General features: G+C 62.9%; 19 protein-coding genes. 18 read left to right on the top strand and 1 reads right to left on the bottom strand.

The window, feature by feature from the left end; genetic code table 11:
* Window positions 1-206: 206 nt before the first annotated feature.
* The 9 genes from ACZ9J7_RS01495 to ACZ9J7_RS01455 all read left to right on the top strand — a co-directional run bounded on the left by ACZ9J7_RS01495 (window position 207) and on the right by ACZ9J7_RS01455 (window position 15,002).
* Window positions 207-698, top strand: a complete 492-nt coding sequence (locus ACZ9J7_RS01495) for a hypothetical protein (protein WP_476206424.1) — start codon at window positions 207-209, stop codon at window positions 696-698.
* A 310-nt stretch (window positions 699-1,008) separates the two neighbouring features.
* The gene (gene rpoB, locus ACZ9J7_RS01490; RefSeq protein WP_476206422.1) at window positions 1,009-4,518 is read left to right on the top strand and encodes a DNA-directed RNA polymerase subunit beta; all 3,510 of its coding nucleotides are present in this window, start codon (window positions 1,009-1,011) and stop codon (window positions 4,516-4,518) included.
* Between the two features lie 146 nt (window positions 4,519-4,664).
* Window positions 4,665-8,564: a DNA-directed RNA polymerase subunit beta' gene (locus ACZ9J7_RS01485; protein ID WP_476206421.1), complete on the top strand. Its 3,900-nt coding sequence runs from the start codon at window positions 4,665-4,667 to the stop codon at window positions 8,562-8,564.
* A gap of 377 nt (window positions 8,565-8,941) precedes the next feature.
* Window positions 8,942-9,316: a 30S ribosomal protein S12 gene (gene rpsL / locus ACZ9J7_RS01480; protein ID WP_009358312.1), complete on the top strand. Its 375-nt coding sequence runs from the start codon at window positions 8,942-8,944 to the stop codon at window positions 9,314-9,316.
* Between the two features lies 1 nt (window position 9,317).
* Entirely contained in the window at window positions 9,318-9,788 is a 471-nt protein-coding gene (gene rpsG, locus ACZ9J7_RS01475; RefSeq protein WP_003803829.1) for a 30S ribosomal protein S7, read from the top strand.
* 69 nt (window positions 9,789-9,857) lie between these two features.
* On the top strand, window positions 9,858-11,972 hold the full coding sequence (gene fusA / locus ACZ9J7_RS01470; RefSeq protein WP_141159761.1) for an elongation factor G: 2,115 nt from the start codon (window positions 9,858-9,860) through the stop codon (window positions 11,970-11,972).
* A 253-nt stretch (window positions 11,973-12,225) separates the two neighbouring features.
* Window positions 12,226-13,416, top strand: coding sequence for an elongation factor Tu (gene tuf, locus ACZ9J7_RS01465; protein ID WP_141159762.1), 1,191 nt, complete (start codon window positions 12,226-12,228; stop codon window positions 13,414-13,416).
* Window positions 13,417-13,517: 101 nt separating this feature from the next.
* Window positions 13,518-13,646, top strand: coding sequence for a hypothetical protein (locus ACZ9J7_RS01460; protein WP_476206417.1), 129 nt, complete (start codon window positions 13,518-13,520; stop codon window positions 13,644-13,646).
* A gap of 105 nt (window positions 13,647-13,751) precedes the next feature.
* A complete protein-coding gene (locus ACZ9J7_RS01455; RefSeq protein ID WP_476206415.1) occupies window positions 13,752-15,002 on the top strand; it encodes an Nramp family divalent metal transporter in 1,251 nt (416 codons plus the stop codon).
* A gap of 4 nt (window positions 15,003-15,006) precedes the next feature.
* Here ACZ9J7_RS01455 and ACZ9J7_RS01450 read toward each other — a convergent pair whose 3' ends face one another.
* Window positions 15,007-16,458, bottom strand: a complete 1,452-nt coding sequence (locus ACZ9J7_RS01450) for a GH1 family beta-glucosidase (RefSeq protein ID WP_476206413.1) — start codon at window positions 16,456-16,458, stop codon at window positions 15,007-15,009.
* A 396-nt stretch (window positions 16,459-16,854) separates the two neighbouring features.
* Here ACZ9J7_RS01450 and rpsJ point away from each other — a divergent pair, with 396 nt between their 5' ends.
* Genes rpsJ through rplP form a run of 9 tightly spaced genes read left to right on the top strand, consistent with a single transcriptional unit; the run spans window position 16,855 to window position 21,573 of the window.
* Window positions 16,855-17,163, top strand: coding sequence for a 30S ribosomal protein S10 (rpsJ, locus tag ACZ9J7_RS01445; protein WP_003803825.1), 309 nt, complete (start codon window positions 16,855-16,857; stop codon window positions 17,161-17,163).
* 17 nt (window positions 17,164-17,180) lie between these two features.
* Window positions 17,181-17,831, top strand: a complete 651-nt coding sequence (rplC, locus tag ACZ9J7_RS01440) for a 50S ribosomal protein L3 (RefSeq protein WP_307425018.1) — start codon at window positions 17,181-17,183, stop codon at window positions 17,829-17,831.
* A gap of 4 nt (window positions 17,832-17,835) precedes the next feature.
* Entirely contained in the window at window positions 17,836-18,456 is a 621-nt protein-coding gene (gene rplD / locus ACZ9J7_RS01435) for a 50S ribosomal protein L4 (protein ID WP_141159766.1), read from the top strand.
* A complete protein-coding gene (gene rplW / locus ACZ9J7_RS01430; RefSeq protein WP_011692807.1) occupies window positions 18,453-18,758 on the top strand; it encodes a 50S ribosomal protein L23 in 306 nt (101 codons plus the stop codon). Before rplD ends, rplW begins: the two co-directional genes overlap by 4 nt.
* A 29-nt stretch (window positions 18,759-18,787) precedes the next feature.
* Window positions 18,788-19,627 (top strand): 50S ribosomal protein L2, encoded by an 840-nt coding sequence (gene rplB, locus ACZ9J7_RS01425; protein ID WP_141159767.1) that lies wholly within the window; start codon window positions 18,788-18,790, stop codon window positions 19,625-19,627.
* 12 nt (window positions 19,628-19,639) lie between these two features.
* Window positions 19,640-19,921, top strand: coding sequence for a 30S ribosomal protein S19 (rpsS, locus tag ACZ9J7_RS01420; RefSeq protein WP_003803803.1), 282 nt, complete (start codon window positions 19,640-19,642; stop codon window positions 19,919-19,921).
* 38 nt (window positions 19,922-19,959) lie between these two features.
* A complete protein-coding gene (gene rplV / locus ACZ9J7_RS01415) occupies window positions 19,960-20,325 on the top strand; it encodes a 50S ribosomal protein L22 (RefSeq protein ID WP_009358304.1) in 366 nt (121 codons plus the stop codon).
* The gene (rpsC, locus tag ACZ9J7_RS01410) at window positions 20,326-21,156 is read left to right on the top strand and encodes a 30S ribosomal protein S3 (RefSeq protein ID WP_043454600.1); all 831 of its coding nucleotides are present in this window, start codon (window positions 20,326-20,328) and stop codon (window positions 21,154-21,156) included. It abuts the gene before it with no gap.
* Window positions 21,157-21,573 carry a 50S ribosomal protein L16 gene (gene rplP, locus ACZ9J7_RS01405; RefSeq protein WP_056737809.1) on the top strand — a complete coding sequence of 139 codons (417 nt, stop codon included), beginning with the start codon at window positions 21,157-21,159 and terminating at the stop codon, window positions 21,571-21,573.
* The last annotated feature ends 2 nt before the right edge of the window (window positions 21,574-21,575 follow it).

Raw genomic sequence — 21,575 nt, 5'->3', positions numbered from 1 at the left:
TCGTGAGCCTGGTCACCCAACTATTCAAACGCCAAGGGCGCTATGTGCATTCCGGGCGTGCGGCAGGGAAGGGCAGGGGAGAGGTCCCCATCGGCGGGGTTATGCACGACGGCGGACGCTTGCGTAGGGTGGACGGCGAGGCTTTGCAGGGGACGCGCTTTGCATGGGGACACCAGGTCCGGAGCCGGGACGGACGGAGCGACATCGTGAAGAATCCTTTGACGGCGGGGGCCATCGCCGTGGTGGTCCTGACGGGCGGCACCCTGGCCGGCTGCTCGGTATCCACGCCCGCGCCGACCGAATCCACCCGCCCCACAGCGTCTGCGTCGAGCCCTGACAGCAGCACGGAGAGCAGCAGCCCTGCCGCCTCCACCGACGCTGGAAGCTCCGCATCGGCGGCCGGGGGAAGCAAAGCGGCCTGCGAGCTCTTCAACAAGTTGGTGGCGGACTATGCCGCGGTTTCCCCCACCGATTCCCAGGGTTACGAGGACGTCTACTCGAAAGCCCAGGACGCCAAGGACACCGTTTCGGGAGACCTGAGGGGACTCTTCACCTCGCTGAGCCTGCTGGCCATCGACCACTCATCGGCCGCGGAGTCCGGGGGCAAGCCCGCCAAGGAATCGGAGGGCGCCGTACGGGATGCCGTCTTCGCGAACGCCGGAACCTGCACGGCGGAGGGCGTGACGCTGCGCCTCTAGGCTGTTTTGGACCCACCGTACGGAGCAGGGGAACAAGGTGCTTGCATTCCGGCAGGAAGTGGGGTAGACAACGTAGGTTGTTTTGCCGTATCGTAGATATTTGCGTCTTCCCTGTTTACCTTCAGCCTTCATATAGCGGTGGGCTTTGCCTGGCAGCTGGCAATCAACGTGCCGTAACAACGGTCACAGCATAGTCAGTCCGGGCCCCGGGTCATATAGCGGAACCGGATGGTAGCGCTGCGGAGTCACTTCGCAGGGTGCACAGCGGGGGAGATCTGAAAACGCCTGAAGGTCTGTGGAAGGATCCCTCTTGGTCGCCTCGAGCACCTCTAATAACGAAACCGCTAACACTGCCGACAGCACTGATGGTGCCACTCGCCGGCTCTCATTCGCAAAGATTCACGAACCCCTTGATGTTCCGAATCTGCTTGCCCTGCAGACGGACAGCTTTGACTGGCTGGTCGGCAATGAGCGCTGGCAGGCACGCGTGGCAAAGGCTGTCGAAGAAAACGATCTCAGCGTCGCCACCACGTCCGGCCTGTCGGACATCTTCGAAGAGATCTCCCCGATCGAGGACTTCCAGGGCACCATGTCCCTGAGCTTCTCCGATCCGGAGTTCGCTGACCCCAAGTACACCATGGCTGAGTGCAAGGACCGGGACGCAACGTACTCGGCTCCGCTGTACGTCAAGGCCGAATTCATGAACAACAACACGGGCGAAATTAAGCAGCAGACCGTGTTCATGGGTGACTTCCCGCTGATGACCGAGAAGGGCACCTTCGTCGTCAACGGCACCGAGCGTGTCGTCGTCTCCCAGCTGGTCCGTTCGCCGGGCGCCTACTTCGAGCGCGCCGCCGACAAGACCAGCGACAAGGACATCTTCACCGCCAAGATCATCCCGTCCCGCGGTGCATGGTTCGAGCTCGAAATCGACAAGCGCGACCAGGTCGGTGTCCGCCTCGACCGCAAGCGCAAGCAGTCCGTCACGGTGCTGCTGAAGGCCCTGGGCTGGACCGAAGGCCAGATCCTCGAAGAGTTCGGCCAGTACGACTCCATGCGGGCAACCCTGGAGAAGGACGCCACCGAAACCCGCGAAGACGCCCTGCTGGACATCTACCGCAAGCTGCGTCCGGGCGAGCCGCCCACCGTCGAGGCTGCCCAGTCCCTGCTGGACAACCTGTACTTCAACTCCAAGCGCTACGATCTGGCCAAGGTTGGCCGCTACAAGATCAACCGCAAGCTTGGCATCGACCGCTCCCTTGGTGACAAGGAAGCCTCTGTCCTGCACGTTGAAGACATCGTCGCCATGATCAAGTTCCTCGTCGCGCTGCACGCCGGTGAGAAGACCATCAAGGGCACCCGCGATGGCCAGGAAGTGGACCTGCGCGTCGAGATCGACGACATCGACCACTTCGGCAACCGCCGCATCCGCGCCGTCGGCGAGCTCATCGAGAACCAGGTGCGCACCGGCCTGTCCCGCATGGAGCGCGTTGTCCGCGAGCGTATGACCACCCAGGACGTCGAGGCCATCACGCCGCAGACCCTGATCAACATCCGCCCCGTGGTTGCAGCCATCAAGGAGTTCTTCGGAACCTCCCAGCTGTCGCAGTTCATGGACCAGAACAACCCGCTCTCGGGCCTGACCCACAAGCGCCGCCTGTCGGCCCTTGGCCCCGGTGGTCTGTCCCGTGACCGCGCCGGCATGGAAGTCCGTGACGTGCACCCGTCCCACTACGGACGTATGTGCCCCATCGAAACCCCTGAAGGCCCGAACATTGGCCTGATCGGTTCGCTGGCTTCCTACGGCCGCATCAACCCGTTCGGTTTCATCGAGACCCCGTACCGCCTGGTCAAGGACGGCGTCGTCTCCGACGACGTCCAGTACCTGACGGCCGACGACGAGGCCGAGGTCCTGATCGCCCAGGCCAACGCCCCGCTCGACGAGAACAAGAAGTTCGCCGAAGAGACCGTCCTGGTCCGTGCCCGCGGTGGTGGAGGCGAGCCCGTGCTGGTTCCCGCCGGCGACGTCGAGTTCATGGACGTCTCCCCGCGCCAGATGGTGTCCGTGGCTACCGCCCTGATCCCGTTCCTGGAGCACGACGACGCCAACCGTGCACTCATGGGTGCCAACATGCAGCGCCAGGCTGTGCCGCTGGTCCGTTCCGAGGCTCCCGTCGTGGGCACCGGCATGGAGCGCGCCGCCGCCGTCGACGCCGGTGACGTTGTCATCGCCAAGAAGGCCGGTGTGGTCACCGAGGTTTCCGCCGAGCTCGTCATCATGCTCAACGACGACGGCACCGAGACCAACTACCGCATCAACAAGTTCGCCCGTTCCAACCAGGGCAACTGCTACAACCACCGCGTCCTGGTCAACGAAGGCCAGCGCCTGGAAGTTGGCGGCATCATCGCCGACGGCCCGGCAACCGACCAGGGTGAGCTCGCACTGGGCAAGAACCTGCTCGTGGCATTCATGTCATGGGAAGGCCATAACTTCGAGGACGCCATCATCCTCTCGCAGCGCATCGTTGCCGAGGACGTCCTTTCCTCCATCCACATCGAGGAGCACGAGATCGATGCCCGCGACACCAAGCTTGGTGCCGAGGAAATCACCCGTGACATCCCCAACGTGTCCGAGGAAGTCCTGGCCGGCCTGGACGAGCGCGGCATCATCCACATCGGTGCCGAGGTTGAAGCAGGGGACATCCTGGTCGGAAAGGTCACCCCGAAGGGTGAAACCGAACTGACCCCGGAAGAGCGCCTGCTGCGCGCCATCTTCGGTGAGAAGTCCCGCGAAGTCCGCGACACCTCCCTGAAGGTTCCCCACGGCGAGTCCGGAACCGTCATCGGCGTGCGCGTCTTCGACCGCGACAACGACGACGAGCTGCCCCCGGGCGTGAACCAGCTGGTCCGCGTCTACGTGGCCGCCAAGCGCAAGATCACCGACGGCGACAAGCTCGCCGGCCGCCACGGCAACAAGGGTGTTATCTCCAAGATCCTTCCGATCGAGGACATGCCCTTCCTTGCCGACGGCACCCCCGTTGACATCGTCCTGAACCCGCTGGGTGTTCCGGGCCGTATGAACGTGGGCCAGGTGCTCGAAACGCACCTCGGCTGGGTTGCCAAGACCGGTTGGAAGATCGAAGGCGAGCCCGAGTGGGTCAAGCAGCTGCCGAACCTGCCGCGCGAGAGTGGTCCCACCACTGTTGCCACGCCGGTGTTCGACGGTGCCCGCGAAGAAGAAATCACGGGCCTGCTCGATTCCACCAACGTGACCCGCGACGGTGACCGCCTGATCAACTCTTCGGGCAAGACCCGCCTGTTTGACGGCCGCTCCGGCGAGCCGTTCCCGGATCCGATCTCGGTCGGCTACATGTACATCCTGAAGCTCCACCACCTGGTGGACGACAAGATCCACGCCCGCTCCACCGGCCCGTACTCCATGATCACGCAGCAGCCGCTGGGTGGTAAGGCACAGTTCGGTGGCCAGCGCTTCGGTGAAATGGAAGTGTGGGCGCTCGAAGCTTACGGCGCCGCCTACACGCTCCAGGAACTCCTCACGATCAAGTCGGATGACATTCACGGTCGCGTGAAGGTCTACGAGGCGATCGTCAAGGGCGAGAACATTCCCGAGCCGGGCGTTCCCGAATCCTTCAAGGTCTTGATCAAGGAAATGCAGTCGCTGTGCCTGAACGTGGAAGTCCTTTCCACGGACGGAACCACAATTGAAATGCGTGACTCTGATGACGCAGTCTTCACGGCTGCGGAAGAACTGGGCATCGATCTGTCTCGCGCAGAGCCCAGCTCCGTAGAAGAGGTTTAGCAGGCGGGCGTACGACGACGGGTGACCACCCGCCGTCGTACCCCACCTCCCTCATCCCGCACCAGGGCGCCCGGTGGTTGAGCCTGTCGAAACCCCGGGACCGTCAAGACTTCAGAATTTAGAGAACAAGAGAGAACAGGGACCATATGTCCAGCGAATCCTCCTTCGGCCTCATGCAGATCGGCCTCGCCACCGCGGAAGACATCCGCGGCTGGTCGTACGGCGAGGTTAAGAAGCCGGAAACCATCAACTACCGCACGCTCAAGCCCGAGAAGGACGGCCTCTTCTGCGAGAAGATCTTCGGCCCGTCCCGTGACTGGGAATGCTACTGCGGCAAGTACAAGCGCGTGCGCTTCAAGGGCATCATCTGTGAGCGTTGTGGCGTTGAAGTCACCCGCGCCAAGGTCCGCCGTGAGCGCATGGGCCACATCGAACTGGCCGCCCCGGTCACGCACATCTGGTACTTCAAGGGTGTTCCGTCCCGCCTGGGCTACCTCCTTGACCTGGCCCCGAAGGACCTCGAAAAGGTCATCTACTTCGCTGCCTACATGATCACCAGCGTCGACGAGGCTGCCCGCCACGAGGAACTGCCCAACCTGCAGGTTGAGCACGACATCGAGAAGAAGCAGCTGATCGACAACCGCGACGCCGACATCGCCGCGATTGCCCGCGACCTTGAAGGCGAAATCGCACGCCTTGAGGGTGAAGGCGCCAAGGCTGCCGACAAGAAGAAGGCCCGCGACTCCGCCGACCGCCAGATGGCGAACGTGCGCAAGCGTGCCGACGCCGATATCGAGCGCCTCGAGCAGGTCTGGGACCGCTTCAAGAACCTGAAGGTCGCCGACCTCGAAGGTGACGAAGGCCTGTACCGCGAACTGCGCGACCGCTACGGCATGTACTTCGAAGGCTCCATGGGTGCCGAGGCCATCAAGAAGCGCCTCGAGAACTTCGACATGCAGGCCGAGTCCGACCTGCTGCGCGACGTCATCGCCAACGGCAAGGGCCAGCGCAAGACCCGCGCCCTCAAGCGGCTCAAGGTGGTCAACGCATTCCTGACCACCAACAACAGCCCGCTCGGCATGGTCCTCGACGCCGTCCCGGTGATCCCGCCGGAACTGCGCCCCATGGTCCAGCTGGACGGTGGCCGCTTCGCGACCTCCGACCTCAATGACCTGTACCGCCGCGTGATCAACCGCAACAACCGCCTCAAGCGCCTGCTTGACCTGGGTGCTCCGGAGATCATCGTCAACAACGAGAAGCGCATGCTTCAGGAAGCTGTTGACAGCCTCTTCGACAACGGCCGCCGCGGCCGCCCGGTCACCGGACCTGGCAACCGTCCGCTGAAGTCCCTGAGCGATATGCTCAAGGGCAAGCAGGGCCGTTTCCGCCAGAACCTCCTCGGCAAGCGCGTCGACTACTCGGGCCGTTCGGTCATCGTCGTCGGCCCGCAGCTGAAGCTGCACCAGTGTGGCCTGCCCAAGCAGATGGCCCTGGAGCTCTTCAAGCCGTTCGTGATGAAGCGCCTGGTTGACCTCAACCACGCCCAGAACATCAAGTCGGCAAAGCGGATGGTGGAGCGCTACCGCCCGCAGGTCTGGGACGTGCTCGAAGAGATCATCACCGAACACCCGGTGCTGCTCAACCGTGCACCTACCCTGCACCGCCTGGGCATCCAGGCGTTCGAGCCGCAGCTTGTTGAAGGCAAGGCAATCCAGCTGCACCCGCTGGTTTGTGGCGCGTTCAACGCCGACTTCGACGGCGACCAGATGGCAGTCCACCTGCCGCTGAGCCCCGAGGCGCAGGCTGAGGCCCGCATCCTGATGCTGTCCTCGAACAACATCCTGAAGCCCTCGGACGGACGCCCGGTCACCCTGCCTTCGCAGGATATGATCATCGGCCTGTACCACCTGACCACCAAGCGCAAGGGCTCGGCCGGCGAAGGCAGGATCTTCTCCTCCGTATCGGAAGCCATCATGGCCTTCGATGCACGCGAGCTGCACCTCAACTCGCAGGTCAAGATCCGGCTCGAAGGATTCGTCCCCTACGCCGGCTGGGAAGCCCCGGAAGGCTGGGAGCCCGGTCAGCCGGCACTCGTCCAGACCTCCCTGGGCCAGGTTGTGTTCAACCAGACCCTGCCCGAGGACTACCCGTGGGTTGAAGCCGTTGCCGACAAGGGCGAACTGTCCCGGATCGTCAACGACCTCGCCGAGCGCTACCCGAAGGTCGTCACCGCGGCAACGCTGGACAACCTGAAGGATGCCGGTTTCTACTGGGCCACCCGTTCGGGCGTCACTGTCGCCATCTCCGACATTGAGGTTCCTGCTGCCAAGCCGGAAATCCTTGCCGGGTACGAGGAACGCGCCGCCAAGATCCAGGGCCAGTACGACAAGGGCCTGATCGACGACGACGAGCGCCGCCAGGAACTGATCGAGATCTGGAACAAGGCAACAAACGACATCGCCTCCGTGATGCGTGAGAGCCTGTCCCCGATGAACACCATCAACCGCATGGTGTCCTCCGGTGCACGTGGTAACTGGATGCAGGTCCGCCAGATCGCGGGTATCCGTGGCCTGGTGGCCAACCCGAAGGGTGAGATCATCCCGCGCCCCATCAAGTCCTCCTACCGCGAGGGCCTGTCGGTGCTGGAATACTTCATCGCCACGCACGGTGCCCGTAAGGGCCTGGCCGATACCGCACTGCGTACCGCCAACTCGGGTTACCTGACCCGTCGCCTGGTGGACGTCTCGCAGGATGTCATCGTCCGCGAAGAGGACTGCGGCACCGAGCGTGGCCTGGTCACGCCCATCGCCGTCGCCGATTCCAACGGTGAGCTGGTCCTGGACGAGAACGTCGAGAACAGCGCCTACGCACGTACGCTGGCCGTCGACGTCGTGGACTCCGAGGGCAACGTCCTCGCAGCCGCCGGCACCGACTGCGGCGACGTTGTGATCGACGAGCTCTTCAAGGCAGGCATCACCGAGGTCAAGGTCCGCTCTGTACTCACCTGTGAGTCCAGCGTCGGCACCTGCGCCCTGTGCTACGGCCGCTCGCTGGCCACCGGCAAGACCGTGGACATCGGCGAGGCCGTGGGCATCATCGCCGCACAGTCCATCGGTGAGCCCGGTACCCAGCTGACCATGCGTACGTTCCACACCGGTGGTGCTGTTTCCGCCGGCGGTGGCGACGACATCACCCAGGGTCTGCCCCGTATCCAGGAGCTCTTCGAAGCCCGTACTCCGAAGGGTGTTGCCCCGATTGCTGAAGCAGCCGGCCGCATCGCCATCGAAGAGTCCGAGCGCCAGATGCGCCTGGTCATCACCCCGGATGACGGAACGGAAGAGATCGCCTACCCGGTCCTCCGCCGTTCACGCCTGCTGATCGAAGACGGCGACCACGTCTCCGTTGGCCAGAAGCTGATCAACGGCCCGGTCGACCCCAAGCAGGTCCTGCGCATCATGGGCCCGCGTGCGGCACAGAAGTTCCTCGTGGACGAAGTGCAGGGTGTGTACCGCAGCCAGGGCATTGGTATCCACGACAAGCACGTCGAGGTTATCGTCCGCCAAATGCTGCGCCGCGTCACGGTCATCGAGTCCGGCGAATCGGACCTGCTGCCCGGCGAGCTCGCCGAGCGCAGCCGCTTCGAGGACGCCAACCGCCGCGTTGTGTCCGAGGGCAAGACTCCGGCTTCCGGACGTCCTGAACTCATGGGCATCACCAAGGCATCGCTGGCCACCGAGTCCTGGCTGTCCGCAGCTTCCTTCCAGGAGACCACCCGCGTCCTGACGCAGGCCGCCATGGAAGGCAAGAGCGATCCGCTGCTCGGCCTGAAGGAAAACGTCATCATCGGTAAGCTGATCCCGGCCGGCACGGGCCTCCCGCGCTACACCGAGGTCACCGTGGAGCCCACTGAGGAAGCAAAGGCCAACCTGTTCACCGGCCCCAGCGCGTTCAGTGACTTCTCGTACGACACCCTGGGCGGTGACGGAGCTCCCGAGTTCCACGCCATCCCGCTGGATGACTACGACCTGGGCAACGACTTCCGCTGATCCGGAAGCCTGACGACGGATGGTCCCGCACCGCAAGGTGGGGGACCATCCCCGTTTAACCCGTCGATTAAGGCATGGGGCCCGTCCATGCTAGACTTGTTAGCAATTGTTATTGTGGCAGTGGATGAGTGCGCCGGTATCAGCTGAAAGGCTGGACCAGAGCGACGTTTCCGGTTTGCAGGGTTCTTGTGCAACGTATGCCACATTTTTGCATGCCTAGGGAACTGCAGGAATGTATGTTTCGCCCCGGCCTGCGATCCGACTATTAAGGCTTCGCCTTCGCCGCCATGGAGATTCCTTCAGGGCCCGGGCGGCGGGGCAACGCAACAAGAGAGTGGCCGGAAACAGCCACTCCGGATAAAACGGAGAACACGAGAGTGCCTACGATTAACCAGCTGGTCCGTAAGGGCCGCACGCCTAAGGTCTCAAAGACCAAGGCTCCCGCGCTTAAGGGCAGCCCCATGCGCCGCGGTGTTTGCACCCGCGTCTACACCACCACCCCGAAGAAGCCGAACTCGGCTCTGCGTAAGGTGGCACGTGTGCGCCTCAACGGCGGCGTGGAAGTTACCGCCTACATCCCCGGTGTTGGCCACAACCTGCAGGAGCACTCCATTGTGCTCGTTCGCGGTGGTCGTGTTAAGGACCTCCCGGGTGTCCGCTACAAGATCGTCCGTGGCGCCCTCGATACCCAGGGTGTGAAGAACCGTAAGCAGGCCCGCAGCCGCTACGGCGCAAAGATGGAGAAGAAGTAATATGCCTCGCAAGGGTCCGGCCCCCAAGCGGCCGCTCGTTTCGGATCCGGTATACGGTTCCCCGCTGGTAACCCAGCTCATCAACAAGGTGCTCGTTGACGGCAAGAAGTCCACGGCAGAGCGCATTGTCTACGGTGCACTCGAAGGCGCACGCGCCAAGTCCGGCGGCGACCCCGTTGCAGCCCTGAAGAAGGCCATGGACAACGTCAAGCCTTCCCTCGAGGTCCGCTCCCGCCGTGTCGGTGGCGCCACCTACCAGGTTCCGGTTGAGGTTAAGCCGGGCCGCTCCACCGCACTCGCCCTGCGGTGGCTGGTTGGCTACTCCAAGGCCCGCCGCGAGAAGACGATGACCGAGCGCCTCCAGAACGAAATCCTGGATGCGTCGAACGGTCTCGGTGCCGCTGTGAAGCGTCGCGAAGACACCCACAAGATGGCCGAGTCCAACAAGGCCTTCGCACACTACCGCTGGTAATACTCCCCGGGCGCCGCCGGCTCAACCGAGCCGGCGGCGAACGTGTAGTCCATCCCAAAAGGAGACCCCGTGGCACAGGACGTGCTTACCGACCTTAGTAAGGTCCGCAACATCGGCATCATGGCCCACATTGATGCCGGCAAGACCACCACCACCGAGCGCATCCTGTTCTACACGGGTGTGAACCACAAGATCGGCGAAACGCACGACGGCGCTTCGACCACCGACTGGATGGAACAGGAAAAGGAACGCGGCATCACCATCACGTCTGCCGCCGTGACCTGCTTCTGGGAAAACAACCAGATCAACATCATCGACACCCCCGGCCACGTGGACTTCACGGTTGAGGTTGAGCGCTCCCTGCGCGTCCTCGACGGTGCAGTCGCCGTCTTCGATGGCAAGGAAGGCGTTGAGCCGCAGTCCGAGACCGTGTGGCGCCAGGCTGACAAGTACAACGTTCCGCGTATCTGCTTCGTCAACAAGATGGACAAGCTCGGTGCTGACTTCTACTTCACCGTAGACACCATCATTAGCCGCCTCGGTGCCAAGCCGCTGGTCATGCAGCTGCCCATCGGTGCCGAGAACGACTTCATCGGCGTCGTCGACCTGCTTTACATGCGTGCCCTGGTTTGGCCGGGCGACGCCAAGGGCGACGTGACCATGGGTGCCAAGTACGAGATTCGCGAGATCCCCGCTGACCTCCAGGAAAAGGCTGAGGAGTACCGCGCGAACCTCGTTGAGACGGTCGCTGAGTCCTCCGAGGAACTCATGGAGAAGTACCTCGAGGGTGAAGAGATCTCGATCGACGAGCTCAAGGCCGGCATCCGCAAGATGACCATCGCTTCCGAGCTCTACCCGATCTTCTGCGGCTCCGCTTTCAAGAACCGCGGCGTTCAGCCCATGCTCGACGCGGTCGTTGACTACCTGCCGAACCCGCTCGACGTCCCCCCGATGGTCGGCCACGACCCTCGCGACGAAGAGAAGGAACTGACCCGCAAGCCTTCCGCTGAAGAGCCGTTCTCGGCCCTTGCGTTCAAGATTGCGGCCCACCCCTTCTTCGGCCAGCTCACCTTCATCCGCGTGTACTCCGGTCACGTGGAAGCAGGCGCCCAGGTGGTCAACTCCACCAAGGGCAAGAAGGAGCGCATCGGCAAGCTGTTCCAGATGCACGCCAACAAGGAAATGCCCGTTGAGGGCGCTACCGCCGGCCACATCTATGCAGCCATCGGCCTGAAGGACACCACCACCGGTGACACCCTGTGCGATGCCAACAACCAGATCGTGCTTGAGTCCATGAGCTTCCCGGAGCCCGTGATCTCGGTTGCCATCGAGCCGAACACCAAGGGTGACCAGGAGAAGCTCTCCACTGCCATCCAGAAGCTCTCCGCTGAGGACCCCACCTTCCAGGTGTCCCTCAACGAAGACACCGGCCAGACCATCATCGCCGGCATGGGCGAGCTCCACCTGGACATCCTGGTGGACCGCATGCGCCGCGAATTCAAGGTTGAAGCCAACGTTGGCAAGCCGCAGGTCGCTTACCGCGAAACCATCAAGCGCGCCGTCGAACGCCACGACTACACGCACAAGAAGCAGACCGGTGGTTCGGGTCAGTTCGCAAAGATCCAGATTGCCATCGAGCCTCTGGACACCGCCGAAGGCGAGCTGTACGAGTTCGAGAACAAGGTCACCGGTGGCCGCGTTCCCCGCGAGTACATCCCGTCTGTTGACGCGGGCATCCAGGACGCGCTGAACGACGGCGTCCTGGCTGGCTACCCGGTTGTCGGCATCAAGGCCACGCTGATCGATGGCGCGTACCACGATGTTGACTCCTCGGAAATGGCGTTCAAGATCGCCGGACGTATGGCTTTCAAGGAAGCTGCACGCAAGGCGAACCCTGTCCTGCTTGAACCGCTGATGGATGTCGAGGTCCGCACCCCTGAGGAATACATGGGTGAAGTTATCGGTGACATCAACTCGCGGCGTGGCCAGATGCAGTCCATGGAAGATGCACAGGGCGTCAAGGTCATCCGTGCGCACGTTCCGCTGTCCGGCATGTTCGGCTACATCGGTGACCTGCGCTCCAAGACCCAGGGCCGTGCTGTGTACTCCATGACGTTCAACAGCTACGCCGAGGTCCCGAAGGCAGTTGCCGACGAGATCATCCAGAAGTCCCGCGGCGAATAGTCCCTCCGGACTCTCGCAGCGAAAACCTCGGTTGCGCTGTCCGCCCTTGGACAGTGCGGCCGGTGCAGGCGGCCGGCCAGCCGGATTCGTCCGGCTGGTTCCGGCCCCTGCACGAACAGGCTCAGGGGATTAGTATTAGTTCCTGAATCTGCAATTTCACCAATCCAAAGCCCCCCAAGTAGACTTGCCTGAGTTCTACCGCGATAAGCGCGGCTGGAGGGCAAGCTATTTGAAAACGTTCTAGGAGGAACCTGTGGCAAAGGCAAAGTTCGAGCGGACTAAGCCGCACGTCAACATCGGCACCATTGGTCACGTTGACCACGGTAAGACGACGCTGACGGCCGCCATTTCCAAGGTGCTGTACGACAAGTACCCGGATCTCAACGAGAAGCGTGACTTCGCGTCGATCGACTCTGCACCCGAAGAGCGTCAGCGCGGTATTACCATCAACATCTCCCACGTGGAGTACCAGACCGAGAAGCGTCACTACGCACACGTTGACGCCCCCGGCCACGCTGACTACATCAAGAACATGATCACCGGTGCTGCCCAGATGGACGGCGCAATCCTCGTGGTTGCCGCTACCGACGGCCCGATGGCTCAGACCCGCGAGCACGTTCTGCTGGCCCGCCAGGTTGGTGTTCCCTACCTGCTGGTCGCCCTGAACAAGGCTGACATGGTCGACGACGAAGAACTGCTCGACCTGGTCGAAATGGAAGTTCGTGAGCTCCTGAGCTCGCAGGGCTTCGATGGCGACAACGCTCCGGTTGTCCGCGTTTCAGGCCTGAAGGCACTGGAAGGCGACCCCGAGTGGGTCAAGTCCGTTGAGGACCTGATGGCTGCTGTCGACGAGTCCGTTCCGGACCCCGTACGTGACCGCGACAAGCCGTTCCTGATGCCGATCGAAGACGTCTTCACCATCACCGGTCGTGGCACCGTTGTTACGGGCCGCGCCGAGCGTGGAACCCTCGCCATCAACTCCGAGGTCGAGATCGTCGGCATCCGCCCGGTCCAGAAGACCACGGTTACCGGTATCGAGATGTTCCACAAGCAGCTCGACGAAGCATGGGCCGGCGAGAACTGTGGCCTCCTGCTCCGCGGTCTGAAGCGCGACGATGTCGAGCGTGGCCAGGTTGTCGTCAAGCCGGGTTCCATCACCCCGCACACCGACTTCGAGGCCAACGTCTACATCCTCTCCAAGGACGAAGGTGGACGTCACAACCCGTTCTACTCCAACTACCGCCCGCAGTTCTACTTCCGTACCACGGACGTAACCGGCGTTATCACCCTGCCCGAGGGCACGGAAATGGTTATGCCTGGCGACAACACTGAGATGACCGTTGCGCTCATCCAGCCCATCGCCATGGAAGAGGGCCTTGGCTTCGCTATCCGCGAAGGCGGCCGCACCGTTGGTTCGGGACGCGTTACCAAGATCATCAAGTAGTACTTGCTGAACTGAAGGACAGCCCCGCTGCAAAAGCAGCGGGGCTGTCCTTTTTCGTTAACGGCCCCCTGATACTGTTGCAGCACTGAAAGGAGGCCATCATGGGCTGGCTTATCTTCCTGGTCATCGCGGTCGCCGTTGTGGTGGCGGGGGTGTTCTGGGTCAAGCGGAACTTCCGGCACGAAATTGACCGGGCAAAGCGGATCAACAGGGCAAACAAGAACCAGTAGTGCCGGCAGACGCAAAAGTTACAGGTAGGCCTTAGTCCTACTTTTCGGTATGCCTAAATTCGCGGTATCCTCGTCGTATTGACGCCCCAACGACGAGGACATGTGATGGCTGTTTCAACTTTGGCGGCTGACTCCGCTTCCACCAAGGGCTGGTCGCGCCTCCTGCTGCTCGGCCCGGCCTTCGTGGCGGCCATTGCGTATGTTGATCCCGGGAACGTTGCAGCGAACCTGACGGCCGGGGCAAATTTCGGTTACCTGCTTGTCTGGGTGCTGGTAGTTGCGAATGCCATGGCCGTGCTGATCCAGTACCAATCCGCCAAACTTGGCCTTGCCACCGGCATGAGCCTGCCGGAGATCCTCGGCAAGCGACTGGGAACCCGGCAGCGGCGTGCCTATTGGGTGCAGGCGGAAATCGTTGCGGGTGCTACGGACATGGCAGAGGTCATTGGCGGAGCGGTTGCCCTCAACCTGCTGTTCGGCCTTCCGCTGCTCTCGGGCGGAGTGATCATTGGGGTGGCGTCCATGCTGCTGCTGGGACTTCAGTCGCACCGGAGCCAGAAGTCCTTCGAACTCGCCATCCTGACCCTGCTGGGCGTGATCGCCGTCGGCTTCGTGTCAGGGCTCTTCGTTGCCCCGCCGGACGCGGGCGGGGCCCTCGCCGGCCTCGTGCCACGGTTCGAGGGCACCGACACCGTCCTGCTCGCCGCCAGCATGCTCGGGGCCACCGTCATGCCGCACGCGATCTACCTGCACTCAGCCCTGGCCCGGGACCGTCACGGCTTCTCCGAAGATCCCGCGATCAGGACGCGCCTGATCAGGGCCACCCGGGTGGACGTCGCCGGGGCGCTGCTGCTGGCCGGCATCGTCAATATTGCCATGCTGCTGCTGGCCGCCACGAGCCTCCGCGGGGTGGAGGGGACGGACACCATCGCCGGGGCGCACGCGGCCGTGACGTCGGCACTGGGGCCGATTATCGGCGTCGTGTTTGCCCTGGGTCTCCTTGCCTCCGGCCTGGCGTCCACCTCGGTAGGGTGCTACGCAGGCGCGACGATCATGGGCGGCCTGTTGAAAGTGCGGATTCCGCTGCTGGTCCGGCGCACTGTCACCCTGATTCCGGCGCTGCTGGTCCTGGGGGCCGGCATTGAACCCACCCTGGCCCTGGTCCTCAGCCAGGTCCTCCTGAGTTTCGGTATCCCGTTCGCGCTCATCCCGCTGATCCGCCTCACCGGGAGCCGAAAGGTGATGGGCATCCATGCGGACTCGGCAGCGCTCCGGATCGCAGGCTGGACCAGTGCCACGCTGATCGTGGGCCTGAACTGCGTGTTGATCGTCCTGACGCTGCTGGGCCGCCAGTGATCCTTCAGGGACGGCCCGGCGGGTCCTGCCGGCTACCCCGGGCCCGGGACAACGCCTGGTACCAGTAAAAGGAACGCTTGGGCGTCCGCTCCAGCGAGTCGAAGTCCACGTGCACCAGACCAAAGCGCTGCGAGTATCCGGCGGCCCACTCGAAGTTGTCCATCAGCGTCCACACGTAGTAGCCCCGCAGGTCCACGCCTTCGGCAACGCCGCCGGGAGAGGTGGCCTCGAGGGCTGCCCCCAGGTGGGATGCGAGGTACTCCACCCGGTCCGTGTCCTCGAGGGTCTCCGAAACGCGGTCCGGTTCCGGGAAGCTTGCGCCGCCTTCGGTGATGTACACCGGCGGGAGGGACTGCCCGTACCGGTCCCGCATTTCCTGCAGCAGGACACCCAGATGCTCGGGCGCCACGGGCCAGCCGAAGCCGGTGCTGCCGTACTCCGGGTAACCTGCCTCGTGGAACGGCAGCTTCGCCAGTTCTTGGTGCATGTCTGCAGGGGCGGGGGTGATGCCGGGCCCCAGGGCCACTTTGACCGGGAAGTAGTAGTTGAGGCCGTAGAAGTCCAGCGGCTGGTGGATGGTCTTGAGGTCGGCATCGGAAATCCTGCCGATGGAGCGCAGCCACGGCCTTGCATACAAGGGCAGGGACGGGTAGCGCCCCAGCAGGACTGGATCGGCGTAGAGCCTGTTCATCAGCAGGTCGTACAGATGCGCCACCAGCCGGTCGCCGATCTTCCGGGACGCAGGCCTGACGGGGGAGTGCAGGTTGGTCAGGCCGATGCCGCCCGCTACGCCGGCTGCCCGCAGCGCCTGCACGCCAAGTCCATGCGCCAGGAGTTGGTGGTGGATGGCGGGGAGGGCGTCGAACATCAGGCGGCGTCCCGGCGCGTGGACTCCCAGTGCGTATCCATTGAGGGTCACCGATACGGGCTCATTGAGTGTCACCCACTGGTCAACGCGGTCGCCAAACCGCTCACCGGCGGCGCGCGCGTACTCGCCGAACCTTTCAGCGGTTTCCCGGTTCAGCCAGCCGCCGCGGTGTTCCAGCGGCAGGGGGGTGTCCCAGTGGTACAGGGTGGCCATGGGGTAGATGCCGGCCTCAAGGAGCTGGTCGATCAGGCGGTCGTAAAAGTCCAGGCCCTCAGCATTGAACTTGCCCTGGCCGTCAGGCTGGATGCGTGGCCAGGAGAGGGAGAACCGGTAGGAGTCAACGCCCAGCTCCTTGAGCAGTCCAACATCTTCCGGCAGCCGGTTGTAGTGGTCGCACGCCACTGCGGGGGAGTGGCCGTCCAGGATGGCGCCGGGTTTCTCCGCGAAGGCGTCCCACCCCGAGGGCCCACGGCCTCCTGTCGTCAGCGCGCCTTCGATCTGGAACGCCGCGGCGGCGACGCCCAGGGTGAACGACGGCGGCACGCGCCCAGCCAGTTCCGTCACCGATTCAGTGCCTTCCAGGGTCATGCACCTATCATCCAGCCGGTTTCATGCCACTGCAATGGCACCTCAGGGGACGGGTTGGAGGCCAATTCGCATCTGCCGGGCTTTTCCGGCATACTAGATGAGTTGTTCAAGCGCTTCTTCGTGTCCCGATCCGGATAATGCCGGGTGCAGGGTCCAAGCTGAAGACCAAACATAACCCACCCCCAAGGAACTGCGGATTCATATGCGCGCCCAGCGCGACACGCCCGACCGCGGGGGTCGGTTACGCCGGCAAGGTGAGGAACCCGGATTTATCCGGATTCAGTTTGTGCGGCGGATGGTGGTTACGACCTCAAATGCTTCGGCAGCCATACAACGAGTAAGTGAACAGGGCAGCCCTAAACCGGGGAAGCACAGACTGAAAGAGAGTCAGGCGACATGGCGGGACAAAAAATCCGCATCCGGCTGAAGTCATACGACCACGAGGTCATTGACGTTTCAGCACGGAAGATCGTTGAGACGGTCACGCGCGCAGGCGCAACGGTAGTTGGCCCCGTGCCGCTGCCTACGGAGAAGAACGTTTACTGCGTTATCCGCTCTCCGCACAAGTACAAGGACAGCCGCGAGCACTTTGAAATGCGCACGCACAAGCGTCTTATCGACATCATCGATCCCACGCCGAAGGCTGTTGACTCGCTCATGCGTCTCGACCTGCCGGCTGACGTGAACATCGAAATCAAGCTGTAGGGAGGTGCTGAGAGACTATGACCGCAACCCGTAACGTAAAGGGCCTGCTGGGCACGAAGCTCGGCATGACCCAGGTCTGGGACGAGAACAACAAGCTCATCCCCGTCACTGTGGTCCAGGCAGACTCGAACGTCATCACCCAGCTGCGCAACGCAGAAGTTGATGGCTACGTCGCCGTTCAGATCGGCTACGGCCAGATCGATCCCCGCAAGGTCACCAAGCCGCTGGCTGGTCACTTTGAAAAGGCAGGCGTCACGCCTCGCCGCCACGTCGTCGAACTTCGTACCGCAGATGCTGCCGAGTACGAGCTGGGCCAGGAGCTCTCCGTAGAGCTCTTCGAAGCCGGCCAGAAGATCGACGTCGTCGGGACCACCAAGGGTAAGGGCTTCGCCGGTGTTATGAAGCGTCACGGCTTCCACGGCGTTGGAGCTTCCCACGGTGCCCACAAGAACCACCGTAAGCCCGGTTCAATCGGTGGCGCATCCACCCCGAGCCGCGTCTTCAAGGGCATGAAAATGGCCGGCCGCATGGGCGCCGTTCGTCACACCACGCTGAACCTCACGGTCCACGCGGTTGACGTCGAGAAGTCGCTGCTCCTGATCAAGGGTGCCGTCCCCGGCGCCCGCGGCCAGGTCGTCTTCGTACGTACCGCCGTGAAGGGAGCCTAGTTCAATGGCTAACACTGTCCAGGTTGACCTGCCTGCAGAGATCTTCGACGTTCAGACCAACGTGCCGCTGCTGCACCAGGTCGTCGTTGCCCAGCTCGCTGCTGCCCGCCAGGGAACCCACAAGACCAAGACCCGCGCTGAAGTTTCCGGTGCAGGACGCAAGCCGTTCAAGCAGAAGGGCACCGGCCGCGCCCGTCAGGGTTCCATCCGTGCTCCCCACATGACCGGCGGTGGCATCGTCCACGGTCCCACCCCGCGTGACTACAGCCAGCGCACCCCCAAGAAGATGATTGCTGCTGCACTGCGCGGCGCACTCTCTGACCGGGCCCGCAACGGTCGCATCCACGTTGTCGCAGAACTGGTAGAAGGCACCAAGCCGTCCGCCAAGACCGCACTTGCAACGCTCCGCGGTGTTTCCGACCGCAAGAACCTGCTGGTCGTCATCGAGCGCGATAACGACGTTGCCGCACTGTCCGTGCGCAACCTCGCCGGCGTTCACGTTCTGTACGCAGACCAGCTGAACACCTACGACGTTCTCGTCTCCGATGACGTTGTCTTCACCAAGGCTGCCTACGACGCATTCGTTGCCGCCAAGGCAGCTAAGAACGAGGAGGATGCCAAGTGAGTGCAGCCACCATCAAGGATCCCCGCGACGTCGTGCTTGCACCCGTCGTGTCGGAAAAGAGCTACGGCCTGATCGACGAGGGCAAGTACACCTTCCTGGTGGACCCCCGTTCGAACAAGACCGAGATCAAGCTGGCCGTGGAGAAGATCTTCTCCGTCAAGGTCGAATCGATCAACACCATCAACCGTGCCGGTAAGCGCAAGCGCACCAAATTCGGATGGGGTACCCGCAAGAACACCAAGCGTGCGATTGTCACCCTCAAAGAAGGCACCATCGACATCTTCGGCGGTCCGCTCGCGTAGCGGAGACCACTTTAACGAGGAAATAAATTATGGGAATCCGTAAGTACAAGCCGACTACCCCGGGCCGTCGTGGCTCGAGCGTAGCGGACTTCACCGAAATTACGCGGTCGACGCCGGAAAAGTCGTTGGTACGTCCGCTGCCCAAAAAGGGCGGCCGTAACAACTCCGGTAAGATCACCACCCGTCACAAGGGTGGCGGACACAAGCGCCAGTACCGTCTGATCGACTTCCGTCGCCACGACAAGGACGGCGTCAACGCCCGCGTTGCCGAAATCGAGTACGATCCGAACCGCACGGCTCGCATCGCCCTCCTGCACTACGTTGATGGCACCAAGCGTTACATCATCGCCCCCAACAAGCTCGCCCAGGGTGACGTCGTTGAGGCAGGTGCCGGTGCTGACATCAAGCCCGGTAACAACCTGCCGCTGCTCAACATCCCGGTGGGTACTGTCATTCACGCAGTTGAACTGCGCCCGGGTGGCGGCGCCAAGATGGGCCGCTCCGCCGGCGCATCCATCCAGCTTGTTGCCAAGGAAGGCCGCTTCGCCCAGCTGCGTCTGCCTTCCGGCGAAATCCGCAACGTTGACGTGCGCTGCCGCGCAACCGTCGGCGAGGTCGGCAACGCCGAGCAGTCGAACATCAACTGGGGCAAGGCCGGCCGTATGCGGTGGAAGGGCGTTCGCCCGACCGTCCGTGGTGTCGCCATGAACCCGGTTGACCACCCGCACGGTGGTGGTGAGGGTAAGACGTCCGGTGGACGTAACCCCGTCAACCCGAACGGTAAGCGGGAAGGCCGCACCCGCCGCCCCAACAAAGAGAGCGACAAGCTTATTGTGCGTCGCCGTCGTACTGGCAAGAACAAGCGATAGGAGCCTGGAAACATGCCACGCAGCCTGAAAAAAGGTCCTTTCGTTGACCAGCACCTCTTTGTGAAGGTAGCCAGGGAAAACGAAAAGGGCACCAAGAACGTCATCAAGACCTGGTCCCGCCGTTCGATGATCATCCCCGACATGCTCGGACACACGATCGCCGTACACGACGGACGCAAGCACATCCCGGTGTTTGTCACTGAGTCGATGGTCGGGCACAAGCTCGGCGAATTCGCTCCCACGCGGACATTCCGCGGCCATGTCAAGGACGACCGTAAGGGCAAGCGCCGCTAGGCGCCTGCGTTTACGTCAAAGACGAGAGAAGGAAAGCAATGGAAGCCAAGGCAATTGCGCGCCACATCCGCGTAACGCCTATGAAGGCCCGGCGCGTCGTCAACCTTGTTCGTGGATTGCAAGCGAATGAGGCTCTGGCAATTCTGAAGTTTGCCCCGCAGGCAGCTTCGGAGCCGGTATTCAAGGTAGTTCAGTCAGCAATCTCCAACGCCCGGGTCCTCGCGGACCGCGACGGCGTGGCGTTTGACGAAGGCGACCTCATCATCAGCGAAGCGTTTGTTGATGAAGGCCCGACCATGAAGCGGTTCCAGCCGCGTGCCCAGGGTCGTGCATTTCAGATCAAGAAGCGCACCAGCCACATCACCGTGGTAGTCGCTACCCCGGAGAAAGAGGAGGCTCGCTAAGTGGGACAGAAAGTAAACCCGCACGGGTTCCGACTCGGCATCACCACCGATCACGTATCGCACTGGTTCGCTGACAGCACCAAGGCCGGCCAGCGGTACAAGGACTTCGTTCGCGAAGACATCCGCATCCGCCAGCTCATGTCCACGGGCATGGAGCGCGCCGGCATCGCCAAGGTCGAGATCGAGCGCACCCGTGACCGTGTCCGCGTGGACATCCACACGGCCCGCCCGGGTATCGTCATCGGCCGCCGTGGAGCAGAAGCAGACCGCATCCGCGGCGAGCTCGAAAAGCTCACCGGCAAGCAGGTCCAGCTGAACATTCTCGAGGTCAAGAACCCCGAAATGGAAGCCCAGCTCGTGGCCCAGGGCGTTGCAGAGCAGCTGACTTCCCGCGTGGCATTCCGCCGTGCGATGAAGAAGGCCATGCAGTCCGCACAGCGTGCAGGTGCCAAGGGCATCCGTATCGCCTGCTCGGGCCGCCTGGGTGGCGCTGAAATGTCCCGCTCGGAGTTCTACCGCGAAGGCCGTGTGCCCCTGCACACCCTCCGCGCGAACATCGACTACGGCTTCTACGAAGCCAAGACCACCTTCGGCCGCATCGGCGTGAAGGTCTGGATCTACAAGGGTGACGTCACCGCCAAGGAACTGGCCGCACAGGCCGCTGCTGCCCCGTCCCGCGGTGGCCGTGGCGAGCGTCCCGGCCGTCCGGGTGGCGCTGACCGTGGTGACCGCCGCCGTCGCAACGACCGTCCGGCCGCTGACGCAGCTCCTGCTGCCGAAGCACCGGCAGTTGAAGCAGCACCTGCTGCTGCAGAAGGAGGACAGGCTTAAATGCTTATCCCACGTCGAGTAAAGCACCGTAAGCAGCACCACCCGGGTCGTTCCGGCGCTGCCACGGGCGGCACCGAGGTCTCGTTCGGCGAGTGGGGTATCCAGGCGCTGAGCCCGGCATACGTCACCAACCGCCAGATCGAATCTGCCCGTATCGCGATGACCCGCCACATCAAACGTGGCGGCAAGGTCTGGATCAACATCTACCCGGACCGCCCCCTGACCAAGAAGCCTGCCGAAACCCGTATGGGTTCCGGTAAGGGTTCGCCGGAATGGTGGGTTTCAAACGTAAAGCCGGGCCGGGTTCTCTTCGAACTCTCCGGTGTCAATGAAGAGGTAGCTCGCGAGGCACTGCGCCTGGCAATCCACAAGCTGCCGTTGAAGGCACGCATTGTGCGTCGCGAGGGTGGTGAATAGAA

It is taken from the genome of Pseudarthrobacter sp. TE9888 (assembly GCF_056279345.1).
Note: the sequence above shows the minus strand (reverse complement) of the source record. Positions and strands in the feature narration are given on the sequence as shown.

What these genes read in the sequence shown, in the direction of transcription:
- ACZ9J7_RS01485 (WP_476206421.1), top strand. Translation starts at nt 4,665, where the DNA reads ATGTCCAGCGAATCCTCCTTCGGCCTCATGCAGATCGGCCTCGCCACC.
- rpsG (WP_003803829.1), top strand. Translation starts at nt 9,318, where the DNA reads ATGCCTCGCAAGGGTCCGGCCCCCAAGCGGCCGCTCGTTTCGGATCCG.
- ACZ9J7_RS01460 (WP_476206417.1), top strand. Translation starts at nt 13,518, where the DNA reads ATGGGCTGGCTTATCTTCCTGGTCATCGCGGTCGCCGTTGTGGTGGCG.
- ACZ9J7_RS01455 (WP_476206415.1), top strand. Translation starts at nt 13,752, where the DNA reads ATGGCTGTTTCAACTTTGGCGGCTGACTCCGCTTCCACCAAGGGCTGG.
- ACZ9J7_RS01450 (WP_476206413.1), bottom strand. Translation starts at nt 16,458, where the DNA reads ATGACCCTGGAAGGCACTGAATCGGTGACGGAACTGGCTGGGCGCGTG.
- rpsJ (WP_003803825.1), top strand. Translation starts at nt 16,855, where the DNA reads ATGGCGGGACAAAAAATCCGCATCCGGCTGAAGTCATACGACCACGAG.
- rplC (WP_307425018.1), top strand. Translation starts at nt 17,181, where the DNA reads ATGACCGCAACCCGTAACGTAAAGGGCCTGCTGGGCACGAAGCTCGGC.
- rplD (WP_141159766.1), top strand. Translation starts at nt 17,836, where the DNA reads ATGGCTAACACTGTCCAGGTTGACCTGCCTGCAGAGATCTTCGACGTT.
- rplB (WP_141159767.1), top strand. Translation starts at nt 18,788, where the DNA reads ATGGGAATCCGTAAGTACAAGCCGACTACCCCGGGCCGTCGTGGCTCG.
- rpsS (WP_003803803.1), top strand. Translation starts at nt 19,640, where the DNA reads ATGCCACGCAGCCTGAAAAAAGGTCCTTTCGTTGACCAGCACCTCTTT.
- rplV (WP_009358304.1), top strand. Translation starts at nt 19,960, where the DNA reads ATGGAAGCCAAGGCAATTGCGCGCCACATCCGCGTAACGCCTATGAAG.
- rplP (WP_056737809.1), top strand. Translation starts at nt 21,157, where the DNA reads ATGCTTATCCCACGTCGAGTAAAGCACCGTAAGCAGCACCACCCGGGT.